A 16,485-nucleotide genomic window follows, 5' to 3' on the forward strand; every position below is an offset into this window, starting at 1 on the left:
CTTCTAGGTGATTTCTATACCATATACATTCTTTAAATGATATTTTTATTTTTAAATAGAATAAGAGTACCATTTTTTAAGTAAACAATACTCTCCTTTTAATTTTATGTACTTTTTTCGTTTAAACTAATTAGATTTATATTATAAAAATAATGAGCTTAATTAAGTCCTCAGCTACTTAAATTTTTAAAAAACTACTTTAATAATTGATGTTTAAAAAATTCTTATCAGTTGAAATTATGTCATTAGCTACTAAAGTAACTTTGTCTTAAATCCTCCACCTCTTACTTCATCTACATTGTTAATAGATACAAAAGCTTTATTGTCTTTTTTATAAATCAATTCTTTTATCTTTGCTACCTGATTGGTTGAAATAATACAATAGAGTAACTTTCTCTTTTGATTTGTATAACCTCCTTCTGCCTCTAAAAATGTAACTCCTCGTTTTGTTATCTCCATAATACCTTGTGCGATTTCTTCATTCTTATCAGAAACAAGCAATATGAACTTCTTTTTGTTAAAGCAATCTTTCGCTACTTCTAATACCCTAGATGTTATATACATAGAAATTATTGTATACATTGATAATTTTGCACCAAACAGTACTCCACCGATACAAACAATTGCCCCGTTTATAGCTAGAAAAGTAACACCTAAAGGTATGTTATACTTTATTTTAATAACTGCTGTTAAAATATCCATACCGCCAACTGATGAGTTTGCTTTAAATATTAAGCCTATACCAGCACCTATCATTATTCCCCCAAAAATTGACTGTATCATAATGTCATCAATAACTATGTATTTATATAGATCCTTAGTTGCTCCTAGTAAAAAAGAATATATAAACATGTTGATAAAACTACTTACTAAAAAACTTTTATCTACATATTTTCTTGCATATAAAAATATAGGAATATTCATTAATAAAATTAATAAACCTTGATTTATACCAAATACGTAGTCAATAGCGACAGCGATTCCGGCTAAACCATTTGTAAGTAGTTTAGCTGGGGTTAAAAAAGCATTAATACCTATAACATTTAATATAATACCTGTAATAATTAGTAATACATTAGTAATTTTTTCTTTTTTCACGACTCCGACCTCCTCTTAATTATTTTTAATAAAATATCATTTGTACCTAACGAAAAAAATTAACCTAAAATAATACTATAGAGCTTTGAATAAAAGAGAATACATTACGACATATATAGAGTATCCTATAAATGAAATAGATACAAGTAAGCAGTACGTTATTTTATATTTAATAAAAAAGGGGTTGTCTAAACTATTTAGACAACCCCTTTTTTTAATCAATTCTCTAGGTATAAATAACTATTATTACACCCATTTAAAGTTAATATTATAAATTTATTTTTTTACATTTTTAAATGCTTCTGCTTGATTTTTTATGCCTACCTCTGTTGCAAATCTTTCTATACTTGACGCTCCAAAGAATCCATCTACACCAGTGGTTCTAGCCATAACGTACTCTACATCACTAGGCTCTGCTATCGGTCCACCATGACATATTACCATAATATCTGGATTTACTGATTTTCCTGCATCTGCTATAGCCTGAACTTTTTTAACACTTTCATCTAATGTAAGAGCAGTTTTGGCACCTATTGTTCCCTTAGTAGTTAAGCCCATGTGTGCAACTAGAATATCAGCGCCTGCTTTTGCCATTTTTATTGCTTGCTCCTCATCAAATACATATGGTGTAGTTAACATATCAAGCTCATGAGCCATTCTAATCATTTCTACCTCTAAATCATAGCCCATTCCTGTTTCTTCTAAATTAGCTCTAAACACACCATCAATTAAACCTACTGTTGGAAAGTTTTGAACCCCTGCAAAACCTTGCTCTTTAAGTTGTTTTAAGTAAACTTCCATTACTCTAAACGGATCTGTACCACATACACCAGCAAGTACTGGTGTATTCTTTACTACAGGTAATACTTCTCTTCCCATATCAACAACTATTTGATTAGCATCACCATATGGTAAAAGTCCAGCTAATGATCCTCTACCAGCCATTCTGTATCTACCTGAATTGTATATAATTATTAAATCAACTCCACCAGCTTCTGCACTTTTGGCAGATATACCAGTTCCTGCTCCTGCACCAAGTAATAAATTTCCATTTGCAACTTCATTTTTTAATTTTTTTAATACTTCATCTCTTGTTAGTATCATATTGTACCTCCTTAACTTTCCTATCATAACTTAATTTATTTTGACTTTGATTCATCCATTAACTCAATTAATTTTTTAGCTGCTGCTAATGCAAACTCTTCATCGTTTATATTATTATTCATTTCTATTATGTCAACGTTTTCCGAATTTATATTAGATTTCAATGTATTGAATAGCATCTCATCTTCTTCTTTTCCATAGAAAACTTCACCTTCTGCGTCTATCATGGATACACCTTTTAATGGTAACATTAAAGTAGCATTAGACTTTGCCATATTTAATTTACTTGCTATTATTTCACCTAGTTGTTTATTTTCTTCAACAGTAGTTCTCATTAAAGTAATACTTGGATTATGTTTATAAAGATTTCTGTCTTTAAACTTTGCTGGCACAGTATCTATTGCACCAAAATTAACCATATCCAAAGCTCCTACTGAAACAACTTGAGGCACATTACACTTTGCTGCTGCTTCTAGTCTCTTTGGACCTGCATTTAAAATTCCGCCTACTAATTCATCGCACCACTCTGTTGTAGTAAGATCTAATACACCTTCGAAAAATCCTGATTCCACAAGACTTTCCATAGTTTTTCCACCAGTACCAGTAGCATGGAATACTAATACTTCATATCCTTGTTTTTCTAAGTATTCTCTTGCAGTATCTACACAAGGAGTTGTTACTCCAAACATCGTCGCTGCTATTAAAGGCTTCTCTATTTTTTCTTGTTTTGTTTCAAATTTAACCATTCCACAAATCGCAGTGGCTGCATTTGTAAATATTTTAGTAGATATTGAATTTAGACCTGCCACATCTACAATTGATGGATACATTATAATATCGCTAGTGCCTACATATTCAGAAACATCTCCTGAAGCAACTGTTGAAACTATAATTTTAGGTACTCCTATTGGCAATTCTCTCATAGCAGGGGCTATTAGAGAAGTACCTCCACTACCACCGCAAGATATTATTCCATCGAATCTTCCTTGGGCGTAAAGTTTTGGTATAATATTCTTCATACCTTTGCATAAAACTTCTGTGGCTAGTCCTCTGTCTTTTTTGTTTGCAATCACTTTTATGTCATATCCTGCTTCTTTAGCTACTTCTTCATTAGAAATATCTGGTGTAAACACAGGATCAAATACACCACAATTTATTGTCAGTGTTTTTAAACCTAAGCTTTCTATTACATTTTTGATAAATAAATATTCTTTACCTTTTGAATCAAAAGTTCCTGCTATAGCTATTGTTTTCATTGACATTCCCTCCTTTAATGTTAGGATTAAATTTATTTAATTTCCGCAGTTATTAAATTAATATTACTATTATTAAGCTTCAAAGTATATGTATATATGTATCATTTACTTTTATATTTGTACTATTTTGTATATTTTTTAGGTGATATACCTACTTGTTTCTTAAATACTTTACTAAAATGTGCATAATCTTTATACCCTACCAAATCTGCAACTTCTTTTAGTTGTATCTTCTCTTTTTTTAATATTTCTATTGCCTTGTTAATCCTATATCTTGATAAATATTCAGAAAAAGTACATCCTACCTCATTATTAAATAGACGACTTAAATGAGTTCGAGATATATGTACGACTTTTGCCAGTTCAGTAAAACTTATATCCTCCATATAATGAATCGATACATATTCTTTTACAAATTCTACATAATCATAATGCTTATTTACTCCCTCTAGCATTTTATTTAATAACTGATCATCTTTAAATCTTGATGTAACTTTAAATTCCTTGGTTTTTTGTGTTATAAACTCTTCAGATGGTATTCTTTCAAATGTTGAACCTCCAAAATAACCCATCGTATCAGTATTATCATACATATATTTTAGGTCTCTAGATGAATTTACAGGCCCGCCATATATAACCTTTATTATATCTCGTTTTGAATTACTGCATACTTCAAAAACTTCATTTGCCAACTTAACAGCAGCTTCAAGAGATAGTATCTTTTTAGCACCTAATGCTCCTCCCTTAGTTACTCCAAGGTGAGCGCAAATAACATCCGCACCAGCATCAATCATCTTCTCTGCTTCTTCTTTACTAAATACAAATGCAATTGTAAATATATTATTGCTACTAGCTATTTTTATTGCTTCCACCTCTTTATCATAAGAAAATCCCTCATCTTCTAGTGCCTCACCATACAAACCATCAATCATACCTATTGAAGGATAGTTAACTATTCCAGCAAAACCTATATTATAAATATTTTCAATGTATAGGTCTAAGTTAATAGTAGGATCTGTAGCACATAAGCCAAATACTACAGGTATATCTCTTATTGTAGGTAAAATTTCTCTGGATGCAAAATCCATAACTAATTCATTTGCATTATAATAGGGCATCATACCCCCTAATGAGCTAACCCCCATCTGCCTAAATTTTCCTGAGTTTAATGCTAGTATCAAATCTGCTCCACCTTTAGCAGCATATTTTGCTATTATTCCTGCCCCTAGAGATACTCCAATAATATTTCCATTTATTATAACCTGTGACCTTAAGTCACTGATGATTTTTTCTCTAGTAAAAAACACTTTTTTACCTCCATAAAAAATTCAACTTTAATGATTTGATTTCTGTAAATATTTTAATAACATTTATAAGTGTTTTCCAAACTATTAATTTTTGAAATTCTCTCTCTTATGTTATGTATAAATGACTTAAATATTTATATTGATTGTCCTAAATATAATTATATATCAAAAACAGATAGGTCTCTTAAATAAATTAAAAAGTAATAACAGATTTTAAATACAGAAAGAGCTAGTATAATTAAATAAACTAGCCCTTTTTAAACTCATATTTTATTTTAAACTATTTACCTATAGATAAACTTACATTAGATAATCTTTGAGATTTTTTTTACTGCTGTCTCATATCATCTGATTTAAGGTTTTATTTTTTTGAGCTATTTTTCTTTCTTACATAAAATTACCGCCACGAATGTTTTAATAATTTGAATTAATGCTGCAACCCCTAACATAAAACTCATGTAATAATATGCGTTCAATTTTTCTGTAGAATATAACAATATAAATCCTATATAAAAAAGTCCAAGCACAACCATAAAAATATTCATAGGTAATACAATATTTTTTAGTGTTTCCTTCTTTTTATTATAAAGTACAAGTACTGATATCATCAATATTACCAGTACTATAATTGTAATAAAAAGTAGCAATACTATCGGATATTTATCTTCCCATACGCTATTCTTGTGTATAACATGTCGTAACATCCCCATTTTTGTAATTGTAAAGTAATTCACAACGTATGCTCCGATTAATAATAAAACTTCTATTAATGTAGCTATTAAATAAAATAGTTTATTTACTTTTCTCATTAAATATTAACCTCGTTATTTTCAATTTAAATAAGTACCGCAATTTAATACGGTACTTATCATATATAAATTATTTTGCAGCTTTATCAGTTGATAATTCGCCTACTGTAGTGTACACACAATCATCACTCTTTGGATCTCCTACCTGTACTGGTAGATCCTTATCCATCTGCCATTGATACCATCCACCATCATAAAGAGTCATTCCTTTCATTCCGGCTTCATAGCAAATTAACCAAGGGATTGTTGCTCTCCAGCCAGTTCCACAATAGAATGAAAGCTCATTATCCTTTGTAAAATCACAGTCTTTCCATAATTCCAACATTTCTTCATATGTTATATAAGTTCCATCTTCATTTGTATAATCTTCCATATGATATGGATCACTTCCAGCATGTCCCCATACAGCACCTTTAGGTTCACCCGCTCTATCAATATATGTATATCCGCTCGTTTCACCTTTAAACTCAGCTTCACTTCTAATACTAACTAAACGGAAATTAGAATCATTTTTCAATTTTTCTTGAGCATCCTCTATTGATAGCCAGTACTCAGGGTGAGCTGGAACAGTCGTTCCAAAATCCTTTGCAGCTGTTGCTTTTTCTATTTTGGTATCCTTACTATACCCTGCTTTTTCCCATTTTTCGAGACCACCATTAAGGATTTTAACATTTTCTACTCCAGCCCAAAGATAAGCATACGCTACTCTTGCTGTACCCGATACATCAGAACCGTATAAAATCACTGTTTTATCTTTTGTTATTCCCATATCTAACATACCTTTTTCTACTACTTCTGGTTTAGATATATTCCAATTCGGTTCAGATTCTACACTTGCAATATCAACATGTATAGCTCCAGGTATATGTCCTTTTGTGTATGTCGGGCTATCTTTGTATTTACCCCATGAAACTTCTAAAATAGTATAATCATCAGATTCAGGTTGATTCCCATCTATCACACTTTTTACCCATTCCGGCGACACAAAAACTTTATTCTTCTCCACTTTCTCTGCTTTTACATTCGATTTTGCATCTTCGTTTTTAGAGTCATCTGAAGTCTTATCACACCCTACTAATACTAGAGTCATCATTAAAACTACTAAAATCATTGCAGTTATTCTCTTAAATTTCATTGCAAACCCCCACATTATTGTATTTTTCGCTAATTATATTATATACCTAAACCTTCCGATAATTTTATCGATTATATCTATACATTAAATATTTCAAATAGTTTTTGTATATAATCATTACAATGATTTTTATTGAAAATACTAAGAACCCAATTTTTTTATCATATTTATTTAGTAAAATAATTTCAATTAAATAATCTATTTTTAAATTGCGTATAATTTATTTACAATAAAAAAGATATCAACATATTTATGTCAATATCTTATTGTGAGCTAATAGGTATTAATAAAATCAAAACAAAACTACTAATATATTTATAAAATTGGTGCTTGACTATTCATTGAATATCCATCATTTCTAACATCACCCATATCTATTCTATCGCCTTTTGATTTGACTTTGCTAAGTTTTTTAACTGCTCCATATGACTCTTTTAATGAAATATCATCTCCTCTTCCGGAAATAACCCATAAAACTTTATACCCTCTAGGTATTACTTGTAGCTTATTTTCACCTTTGCCATCAGTAAAATAAACCAATAAATTGATATTTTTATTATTAGCATAGTCAAAAACTGGGGTAAATTTAGTCCCTCTACCATTACTGATTCTATCTTTTACATCCTTTGCAGATTTGACTTTATATACTCGTCTAATTTCGTTATCGCATTCTAATATTGTGATTTCATGATTATAATTTTTTACTATATTGAGAATTTCTTTAATAGCTTGCTTAAATTCTTCATCGCTAATACTTCCACTTATATCAATTGCGACAGCTATCTCTGCCTTATGACTTCTAAGCTCTCCCCTTAAATCTAATCTATTAGGCTGTCTTCTATTTCTTCTTGTTATAGTCTTCTTTTTATTGCTTTCAACAGTTCCCATTAATCTATTTAGATATAAATTCCAAGGCAATTCACCTTTACTATTTTTGAGTATTGATATCATATCTTCTAAATACGCTGGATTAATACCTTTTTGCGAATTATCTATAAATTTTTCTGTGAATTCTTTAAGTGTTTGTTTATCTATATCATCGAAATCTTCCCAAATGTCATGGGTTTTTTCTGGACTAAATTCATTTTCTATATTTTTAGATTCACTATTATCGACTTCTTCGCCATCTTTATCTTTTTCTCTTAAATCTAATTCAGTTTGTATCTTTTCTACATAGTATTCAAAAGGCTCATATGGTTCAAGTTTTAAAGAATATTTTATATTTACCCACTCCAGAGTAATAGCGTATGGCGGTAAATTATTTAAATATTTATTTACTACAATGTCCATTGCCATATTAATTGCCAATGTGCTATATCTACTTTTTAACTCTTTCGCCCTTACTAAATGCATCGATACTATATGGAGGATTTCATGCTTAATAGTAGTTACCATTTGATTTATGTCGAGATTTAAAAAAATCATAGGATTAAAATAAATAACATATTTAGCACCTTTAAAATTCACCGCTGTAGGGCTGCTTATATCAAACCTTATTTCCCTTGACATTTGAAACAAAAAATATCCATAAAAATTATCATTTTCTTCCATAAGACTTAAATTAACTTTATCAACTAAATTAAAAAAATGATCTTTAAAATCTTGAGGTATATCTACATCAAATTTCTCATTAGCTCGATTTGCCTTTAGTATAGAGACAGAGTTAATAATTTTAATTGCTTCATCATAAAGCTCTTTTACTTGTTTATTAAAATAATTTTGCATATATTATCTATCCCCTTATTAAACTATAAGACTTAAAATATAACTCTACAAACTCTTCATTTTCTATAGCTCTTTTGTAAACTTCACTATAGCTATTTTTAATATCTTTCATAATTCCAACCATTAGATCTACAGGATATATTTTTAAATACTCAATAAGTCTATTAATATTAAAGCTTGATTCAGACTTACCATCTTTCATATTAGATTCTAAGTTTTTTAGTATATTCATTGCCGATAGATAAAGTCTCGTATGAGTTTCACTTTTTACCCTTCCGATAACAGATTCACTAAGAGTATCCCCTAAAAAAACATCTTCATAAGATATCAATAGACTGCGTTCTGATTCTACGAAACTTATAAACTCTTCTGCTATAACCTTACCTACATTTCCTTTAATCACATTTAAAAAAACTGCTCTCGGTATTGAATCTGCATTATCCTTATAAATTTTATAACCCTTAGAAATTCTTTCGTAACTTCTTGGAGTTGCCCTAACATCATCTTCATTTGTTTTATTAAGATATTCTGGGAAGGTAGAAATAAACTCTATGACCTTTTGTTCAATTCCTACGTCTATTGCCCATTTTAACCATTGTACATAATCACTTTCCATATTCAACCAAACAAATCTATTTTCTTGCGCTGCATCCATATCCACAACTTGATAATCAAAATCAGAACCATATTTACTTGAAGGATTCATTGCTGCTAATATTTTTACATCTTCGTGTAAATTGTATCCATTGATTTCTCTATTTAATATTAAATTCATAAGTTCCTGCTGAACTGTATGCTCACATCGATTAATCTCATCTATAAATAAAAGAACTGTATTTCCTTTTGATATTTCTTCATCAATTTCTTTTAACTTGTTATGAACAGCATATACTGTCATCTTTTTTTCTATCTTATTTCCATCGGAGTTTATCCCTGTATAAGATACTATAGTTGGAAGGCCACCTATTTCACCTTCTTTAAGTAAATTTCCATCGATAACTATTAAACTCCAATCATTTTCTTTAGCAAGGTTCTTTGCTAAAGCAGTCTTACCTATACCACTTTCCCCAACTACTAAAGGTACTTCTCCAGTTGATAATACTAAATCAACACTTTTTAATGTATCTGTAAAATTCATTTTGTCTCTCTCCTAATTCATCTTTAACTTTTCATCTACAGCTATTTTTTTTGCCTTTTTACTTCCATATTTGTATATGAACATTATCTTATCCATTGGCATTATGTCGCTATTTCTATCTATAGTTGTAGAATTTATAAAATCTCTAACGTATTTTTCTTCGACATCTTCCTCTGATAATACTTGTATTAAAACTGCTTTTAATTCATCCTTAGATATTTCTTTTACAATATATTTAAAAACTAAGATGTTTGCCTTTAAAAATTCTAGCATTTTATTCTTATCCAAATCTTTTATAAGATTAATAGCCGCCTCATCATCCTTTATAGCTATAAGCTCTGCATTATGTGAAGGTGTATCTATATATCTTAATGCAATATAATTTATTTTAACAGCCTCTTCTTGTACACTATCATAAGGCTCATTTATATACTTTAGTGAATCGTAATTTTTTCTCACTGCTAATAATTGTAACTCCTCACTTGGATTTTTAATATACTGAATAGCCCATCCAGCTTGATTTATGGCTAATTTAACAACCTTATCAGTTGGATTTTTAATATATTCTAAGTTACTCCATCCATCATTTATTACTTTTATCATCATATCCTCTGTAGGATTATCTATAAGTGTAATTGCACTGGCATTATTTTCTATAGCTAACTCTTTCATCTGCCAAGTTGGATTTTCTATATATTTTAATAAAAGTCCATCTTTTTTTATGGCCAATAATTTCATTTCATCAGTTGGATTTTCTATGGTTTTTATAATAGAAGGATTCCATTTTATCTTTTCAATAAGTCTTAATTCTTCCATAGTATACCTCCCCATCTATTATTATTTTTAATTACTATTTTAAATTATACCTTATTATATAAATATACTATTAATGTCAATTTAAAACAGAATAATTATACCAATAAAATAAAATCCTAAAAGTATATCTTATTAGATCTTATTTCATTAGAGATAAATACAAAAATAAGAACTCTAATAATAGAATTCTTATTTGTCTTTGTATCTTTGCTTTTGTATACACTAAAATTTTCTTCTCCATAAGTTAGGCGAAAACATAATCAAAAAAGGGAACAATTCCAAACGGCCTGCCAACATGTTGAAACACAACACTAACTTTGAAAATATCGAGAAGTTATAAAAACTTTGAGTAGGCCCTACCCCTGCTACCCCTGGTCCGACATTATTTAAACAAGTAAGTACAGCACTAAATGTAGTAGAAAAGTCGAAGTTTTGAATCGAAATCAAAATCACTGATAATATAAAAATAAAAGTATAAGCTATAAAATATATGTAAACACCGCGAATAGTGTCATCGTCCACTCTTTTTTTATCTATTCTTACAATTCCTACAGATTTTGGATGAAGGATGTGTTTAATTTCTTGTTTTACTGTTTTGATAAGAATAATTAATCTAGAAACTTTAGTCCCACCACCAGTTGACCCAGCACAAGCACCAATCACCATGATTGCAAGTAATATAGATTTTGAAAACTGTGGCCATAAGTCAAAATCTGCAGTCGCATAACCAGTTGTTGTGATAATAGAAGCCACTTGAAATACGGCATATCTAAATGCCTTTAATGGGGTTTCGTAAATACTTAAAATGTTAAACGCTATTGCAAGAGTCGAAAATATAATAATTCCTAGATAAACCCTAACTTCTTCACTTTTAAATAATGTGGTAAATTTCTTAATAAGTATGAAATAAAACATATTAAAATTAATCCCGAACAGTATCATAAAAACAGTAATAACTGCCTCAATATATGCACTATTATAATATCCAATACTCGCACTTCTATTAGAAAATCCTCCTGTACCTGCTGTACCAAACATGTGAATTAAACTGTCAAACAAAGACATACCTCCACACATCAATAATATAGTCAAAACTACAGATAAAATAATATATATCCCATATAATATCTTTGCTGTTGATCTTACTTTAGGTACAAGTTTATCCACCGTAGGTCCTGGTACTTCTGCACGCATCAAATGCATAGAACGTTTATCAGTCAATGGAATAAAGGCCAAAACAAATACCAAAACTCCCATTCCACCTATCCAGTGTGTAAAACTTCTCCAAAACAACATTCCTTGAGATAAAGATTCAATATCATTTAATACAGTAGCTCCTGTTGTTGTAAAACCTGAAACAGTTTCAAAAAATGCATCTATATAATTTGGAATACTCCCGCTAATCACAAAAGGGATCGATCCAAACGCAGACCATAGTATCCATGCTAAGGCTACAATCACAAATCCTTCTTTTGCATAAATTCCTGTTTCTCTAGGCTTTTTTCTAACAAAAATTAAGTATAACAAAGATAAAATCATCGAGGTAATAAAAAAAGCAACTGCACTTTTATTTTCCCCATATAAAATGGATACAATTCCAGGTATAAGCAATAACAGTCCTTCAATTCCAAGCATCTTCCCCAATATATATACTATCATTTTTTTATTCATAGTTTATTTCCTATCCTTCTACTTTAAATATATCCCTTAAATCCTTAAAACGATGACAAGTTGTAACAATAATAACACTGTCTCCAACCTTTAACAATTCCTCTCCGTCTGGGATAATAATTTTTCGTTTTCTAACTATACAAGCAATCAGTAGATTATCCTTGAGTTTCATATCTTTAATTGGTGTATCAGTGTACGACGTATTTTCTCTAATAATAAACTCAACAGCTTCTATCTTTCCATTGATCAAACGGTATACAGTTTCTATATTTGCACTAGCCAAGGAATTCTGCATAGCCCTTACATACCCTAAAATGGTATCTGCAGTAACAGTCTTAGGCGATACAAGTGTTTCTATGCCAAGATCATCCACTATACTTGTTAATGCCTCTCTATTAACTTTCGTAACTACTTTAGATACATTTCTAGTTTTAGCATACATTGACATTATGATATTTTCTTCATCAATACCAGTTAAAGCAACAAAAGCATCTACTCGATCAATTCCTTCTTCTTCCAATAATTCATTATCTGTTGCATCCCCATGAATTATAGTTACTTGAGGAATCAATTCACACAACTCCATGCATCTATCATAATCTCTCTCTATGATCTTAACTTGTATACCCATACCGCTTAATTTCTTTGACAGATAATATGATACCCTACTACCTCCACAAATTATTACTGTAGAAACTCTGTTTTTAAACTTCCCTGTAACTTTAAAAAACTTTTCTACACCTTTATGAGAAGAAGCTATATAAATCCTATCTCCAGCTCTAAGGTTAAAGTTCCCCCCAGGAATAATTACTTCCTGATTTCTCTGTACTGCACAAATAAGAACAGAGTGTGAGTATTTTTTAGACAGTTCTTCAAGGCTTAATCCATTTATTGAACTTTCCTGATCCACTTTAAACTCCACTAATTCTACTTTGCCTTTCGCAAATGTTTCGATCTTACTAGCAGATGGGAAAATCAATACTCTTGAAATCTCTTCTGCTACTTCAAGTTCTGGATTTACAGCCATACTTAACCTTAAATCATCTTTTATCAAATACATTTGCTTATAATATATAGGATTTCTAACTCTGGCTATAGTTCTATCTGCTCCTAAATTTTTAGCAAGCAAACAACACATCATATTCATAGAGTCAGATGAAGTACAAGCTATTGCTAAATCTGCATTTTCTATTCCAGCCTCTATTAATACTTCATGACTTGCTCCATCGCCTTCAATTCCAATTACATCTAACTCATTCATTGAGTTCTTCAATTTTTCAGATTTATAGTCTACCAAAACAATATCATGATCTTCTTCTGACAACTGCTTTGCTAACTTATGTCCAACTTTTCCATCTCCAATAATTACTATTTTCATTTCAATTCCCTCTCATCAATTAATAGCTCCTTAATAATATAAATATAGCATATGTAAGGTATTGAAACAATTGCAAGGAGTAATTAAATAGTGCAACATGTTAAAACCTCTATTGTATTATTAAAATATTCATCATATAATCAAATCTGAAAGTGAGGTATAAACTATGAAAACTAAAAAAGAAAATACAGCTATTGACTATTTAGGTTATGCACTTTATGCATTTGGAGGACTTGGACTTGAAATACTACTGATGATGATTGAAACAAGTGTTTTTGGAACAGTAAGCAATGAATGGACTATCGCTCAAAGTATCATTCATTGGGTTTTGACTTGTGTTATTTGGGGTTGCATTGGATTCTTGCTTATTAAACAATTACCACAAACTAAACATAAAATCACTTTTACAAATTGGGCTATAACAGGAATCGTATTTATAACTTCTATTATCTATACTTCAATTACATGGGGAGGTTTTAAACCAGCGCTTGAATTTGCAACTAATGGTACATCAAGATTTATCTTCCAATACATCTATTACGTATTTGAGGGATTGTTAATTACATTAATTATAGCTCATGGTCAGAAAGCGTTTGAGTGTTGGTTCAAAAGTATAAAAATTGTTCCCTTCGGTGGAATTTTATTAGCTGTTACATGGGGATTGATTCACATATTGACACAAGGTAATTCAACTGGGCTTTACGCGTTTATTCAGGCTCTATTATACGGTGTTATTTACCTTTCACTAAACAAAAATTTCAAACTTTCTTATGTAGTTATCACTTTAATGTTCATGTTATAATCCCCTCTATGGAGGGGAAGACACTATTCCTCTCTTAAATAGTTTTTGAATACTAACCAAACATATTTAGAGCTAGCCTTAAGGCCTATTTTTTTTGTAAATTTTAAGCGCCAAAATTGTAATAACAATTTCAGCCAATATTAAAAATATAAAAAGTACATTACCATTAAGGCCAAATTCATCTACTAGTATTGCAGATTGATATGTGTTAACTATTGTAATAATCAGAGCTATCAATGAATTTATTAAATATGAATATGGTTTTATTAATTTTTTAAATAAAAAATATGTGTTTAAAATAACACTTCCAAAAGCTATAACTGAATATATATCCCAATAATGGAAATCAATAAGTACATTTGCCATACAATTATTATCTCCTTTACATGTATTATTCCATGTTTTATCATTATTTATTTTAAATAATCTCTCAGAATTGATTCTTATCTCAATATTATATTAACAAAAAATTTTTATAAATATCAATATAAATAGATTTTAGTTTTTCCTTTTATTTTTATGCTTTGATTAATATAAAAATTATGAAAGGATGCGGATTACTATTATTGATAGCCATGAGTAACATTTTTACAACAAAGGAGAAGATATAGTAGGGTTTGGCTTTCCGAAGCTTGCTCAGGCTATTAAAGAGACACAGTGGGATGTTTCTTTAGATAGAGATAACATGTTAAATAAAATAAAGATGTACATCTAGAGAGGAATATCTAGCAATGTACATCTTTTTTATATATTTATATAACATTTAAAAGAAAGATATTAATTAAATAATAAATAGTTTTTTTAAAATCGAAAATAATAATGTAATAATATAATTTATAGTATTTACTGATTTACAGTTTTTTGTTGTTTATTTGTTTTTCTCTTTGCTATTAACTCTGGAAAATCAATAGTAATAGAAATTATACCGAAAATAAGTAGGAAAATTGGGTAGTGCAAGTATTTAATAACTGAAACAGCTGAAACACCAGCTATACCTACAGCTGTAAGTATTTGTGCACCGTATGGTATCATACATTGCCAACATGAGGCAAATATATCTAGAATACTAGCTATTTTTCTTGGATCCAAGTCGTATTCTTTACCAATATCTTTAGCTAAAGGTCCTGCCGTAATTATTGTAATAGTATTGTTTGCAGTACATAGATCTATAATACTAGCTAAAATTGCTATACCAAACTTTGCACCTCTCTTACTCTTAATTTTGCTTGTTACATAATTAAGAATAAAGTCCATACCGCCATTGTGTTTAATTAATCCGATAACTCCTCCGACCACTAAAACTAGTAGACATAATTCCTGCATACCTGCCATACCCTTCGATATAGCTTCAATAAATTCCCACATGCCAAGAGAATTTGTAAAGAAACCGATTGCCCCAGCAAAAATTACTCCTCCAGCTAGTAGCATAAAGACATTTAGTCCTGATAGTGCTCCAACTAATACTCCAATATATGGTAAAACCTTTATAAATTGAAATGGATGGTCTGCTCCTGGAACAGTTTGAACACCTGAAGTCATTACAAGAATTATTATTAAACTTATAAGGGCAGAAGGAAATACAATAAAGAAATTTTTAATAACTTTATCCTTCATTTGGCAACCCTGAGTACTTGCAGCAGCTATAGTAGTATCTGAAATCATCGATAAGTTATCACCTACCATAGCTCCACCAACTATAATAGCAACTAAGAACTCTAATGGTATTCCCGTTTTATGTGCTATTCCTATACCTATTGGTGTTAATGCAGAAACAGTACCAACTGATGTTCCCATAGATATAGATATAAAACAAACAACTAGAAAAAGTCCAGCTACTAGTAAATTTGGTGGAAGAACAGATAAACTCATGTTTACTGTAGAGTCTACAGCTCCCATAGCTTCTGCAACGCTTCCGAAAGCTCCTGCTAATAAAAATATAACCAACATGATTACTATATTACTATCCCCAGCACCTTTACAGAAGACTTCCATTTTTGTATCAAAAGAATCTTTTTTACCTTTTGGATTTATCATAAAAGCAATTGCTGCTGCAACAATAAAAGCTATTAAAGCCGGCATTTTATAAAAATCGCCCGTTGCTATACCACAACCCATAAATAGTAATAAAAAGACTGCAATTGGAGCCAATGCAATTGCATTCCCTTTATTTGTTTCTGTACCTACTTCTTTATTTGGTTCTTGCATAATTATGGTCTCCTTTTAAATTTTATGTACAGTAAAGGAGA

Annotated in this window: 14 protein-coding genes; 1 reads left to right on the top strand and 13 read right to left on the bottom strand. The window is 30.0% G+C overall.

What is annotated here, in order from left to right; genetic code table 11:
• Positions 1-252 precede the first annotated feature (252 nt).
• From KQI18_RS14135 to trkA, 11 genes are all read right to left on the bottom strand, one after another.
• Positions 253-1,098, bottom strand: coding sequence for a YitT family protein (locus KQI18_RS14135; protein ID WP_330654353.1), 846 nt, complete (start codon positions 1,096-1,098; stop codon positions 253-255).
• Positions 1,099-1,374: 276 nt separating this feature from the next.
• On the bottom strand, positions 1,375-2,202 hold the full coding sequence (locus KQI18_RS04235) for a phosphoenolpyruvate hydrolase family protein (protein ID WP_216466435.1): 828 nt from the start codon (positions 2,200-2,202) through the stop codon (positions 1,375-1,377).
• A gap of 35 nt (positions 2,203-2,237) precedes the next feature.
• Positions 2,238-3,458 carry a Tm-1-like ATP-binding domain-containing protein gene (locus tag KQI18_RS04240; RefSeq protein WP_216466436.1) on the bottom strand — a complete coding sequence of 407 codons (1,221 nt, stop codon included), beginning with the start codon at positions 3,456-3,458 and terminating at the stop codon, positions 2,238-2,240.
• Between the two features lie 122 nt (positions 3,459-3,580).
• On the bottom strand, positions 3,581-4,765 hold the full coding sequence (locus KQI18_RS04245; protein WP_216466437.1) for a phosphoenolpyruvate hydrolase family protein: 1,185 nt from the start codon (positions 4,763-4,765) through the stop codon (positions 3,581-3,583).
• 374 nt (positions 4,766-5,139) lie between these two features.
• Positions 5,140-5,574: a hypothetical protein gene (locus KQI18_RS04250; RefSeq protein WP_216466438.1), complete on the bottom strand. Its 435-nt coding sequence runs from the start codon at positions 5,572-5,574 to the stop codon at positions 5,140-5,142.
• Between the two features lie 70 nt (positions 5,575-5,644).
• A complete protein-coding gene (locus KQI18_RS04255; RefSeq protein ID WP_216466439.1) occupies positions 5,645-6,709 on the bottom strand; it encodes a sulfurtransferase in 1,065 nt (354 codons plus the stop codon).
• A 315-nt stretch (positions 6,710-7,024) separates the two neighbouring features.
• Positions 7,025-8,434, bottom strand: coding sequence for a VWA-like domain-containing protein (locus KQI18_RS04260; protein ID WP_216466440.1), 1,410 nt, complete (start codon positions 8,432-8,434; stop codon positions 7,025-7,027).
• A 7-nt stretch (positions 8,435-8,441) separates the two neighbouring features.
• Complete coding sequence (locus KQI18_RS04265; RefSeq protein ID WP_216466441.1) at positions 8,442-9,572, bottom strand: ATP-binding protein; 1,131 nt, start codon at positions 9,570-9,572, stop codon at positions 8,442-8,444.
• A gap of 12 nt (positions 9,573-9,584) precedes the next feature.
• The gene (locus KQI18_RS04270; RefSeq protein ID WP_216466442.1) at positions 9,585-10,388 is read right to left on the bottom strand and encodes a hypothetical protein; all 804 of its coding nucleotides are present in this window, start codon (positions 10,386-10,388) and stop codon (positions 9,585-9,587) included.
• A gap of 222 nt (positions 10,389-10,610) precedes the next feature.
• On the bottom strand, positions 10,611-12,059 hold the full coding sequence (locus tag KQI18_RS04275) for a TrkH family potassium uptake protein (protein WP_216466443.1): 1,449 nt from the start codon (positions 12,057-12,059) through the stop codon (positions 10,611-10,613).
• A 10-nt stretch (positions 12,060-12,069) separates the two neighbouring features.
• Positions 12,070-13,437, bottom strand: a complete 1,368-nt coding sequence (trkA, locus tag KQI18_RS04280) for a Trk system potassium transporter TrkA (RefSeq protein WP_216466444.1) — start codon at positions 13,435-13,437, stop codon at positions 12,070-12,072.
• 166 nt (positions 13,438-13,603) lie between these two features.
• On the opposite strand from trkA, the gene KQI18_RS04285 reads away from it, so the two are divergent.
• Positions 13,604-14,239, top strand: a complete 636-nt coding sequence (locus tag KQI18_RS04285; RefSeq protein ID WP_216466445.1) for a hypothetical protein — start codon at positions 13,604-13,606, stop codon at positions 14,237-14,239.
• Between the two features lie 78 nt (positions 14,240-14,317).
• Here KQI18_RS04285 and KQI18_RS04290 read toward each other — a convergent pair whose 3' ends face one another.
• Complete coding sequence (locus KQI18_RS04290) at positions 14,318-14,605, bottom strand: hypothetical protein (RefSeq protein ID WP_216466446.1); 288 nt, start codon at positions 14,603-14,605, stop codon at positions 14,318-14,320.
• 477 nt (positions 14,606-15,082) lie between these two features.
• Positions 15,083-16,444 (bottom strand): Na+/H+ antiporter NhaC family protein, encoded by a 1,362-nt coding sequence (locus KQI18_RS04295; protein ID WP_216466447.1) that lies wholly within the window; start codon positions 16,442-16,444, stop codon positions 15,083-15,085.
• Positions 16,445-16,485: the final 41 nt, after the last annotated feature.

The organism is Metaclostridioides mangenotii (genome assembly GCF_018917235.1).
In the GTDB taxonomy this organism is placed as follows: Bacteria; Bacillota; Clostridia; order Peptostreptococcales; family Peptostreptococcaceae; genus Metaclostridioides.

What these genes read in the sequence shown, in the direction of transcription:
- KQI18_RS04235 (WP_216466435.1), bottom strand. Translation starts at nt 2,202, where the DNA reads ATGATACTAACAAGAGATGAAGTATTAAAAAAATTAAAAAATGAAGTT.
- KQI18_RS04240 (WP_216466436.1), bottom strand. Translation starts at nt 3,458, where the DNA reads ATGAAAACAATAGCTATAGCAGGAACTTTTGATTCAAAAGGTAAAGAA.
- KQI18_RS04250 (WP_216466438.1), bottom strand. Translation starts at nt 5,574, where the DNA reads ATGAGAAAAGTAAATAAACTATTTTATTTAATAGCTACATTAATAGAA.
- KQI18_RS04255 (WP_216466439.1), bottom strand. Translation starts at nt 6,709, where the DNA reads ATGAAATTTAAGAGAATAACTGCAATGATTTTAGTAGTTTTAATGATG.
- KQI18_RS04260 (WP_216466440.1), bottom strand. Translation starts at nt 8,434, where the DNA reads ATGCAAAATTATTTTAATAAACAAGTAAAAGAGCTTTATGATGAAGCA.
- KQI18_RS04265 (WP_216466441.1), bottom strand. Translation starts at nt 9,572, where the DNA reads ATGAATTTTACAGATACATTAAAAAGTGTTGATTTAGTATTATCAACT.
- KQI18_RS04270 (WP_216466442.1), bottom strand. Translation starts at nt 10,388, where the DNA reads ATGGAAGAATTAAGACTTATTGAAAAGATAAAATGGAATCCTTCTATT.
- KQI18_RS04275 (WP_216466443.1), bottom strand. Translation starts at nt 12,059, where the DNA reads ATGAATAAAAAAATGATAGTATATATATTGGGGAAGATGCTTGGAATT.
- trkA (WP_216466444.1), bottom strand. Translation starts at nt 13,437, where the DNA reads ATGAAAATAGTAATTATTGGAGATGGAAAAGTTGGACATAAGTTAGCA.
- KQI18_RS04285 (WP_216466445.1), top strand. Translation starts at nt 13,604, where the DNA reads ATGAAAACTAAAAAAGAAAATACAGCTATTGACTATTTAGGTTATGCA.
- KQI18_RS04290 (WP_216466446.1), bottom strand. Translation starts at nt 14,605, where the DNA reads ATGGCAAATGTACTTATTGATTTCCATTATTGGGATATATATTCAGTT.
- KQI18_RS04295 (WP_216466447.1), bottom strand. Translation starts at nt 16,444, where the DNA reads ATGCAAGAACCAAATAAAGAAGTAGGTACAGAAACAAATAAAGGGAAT.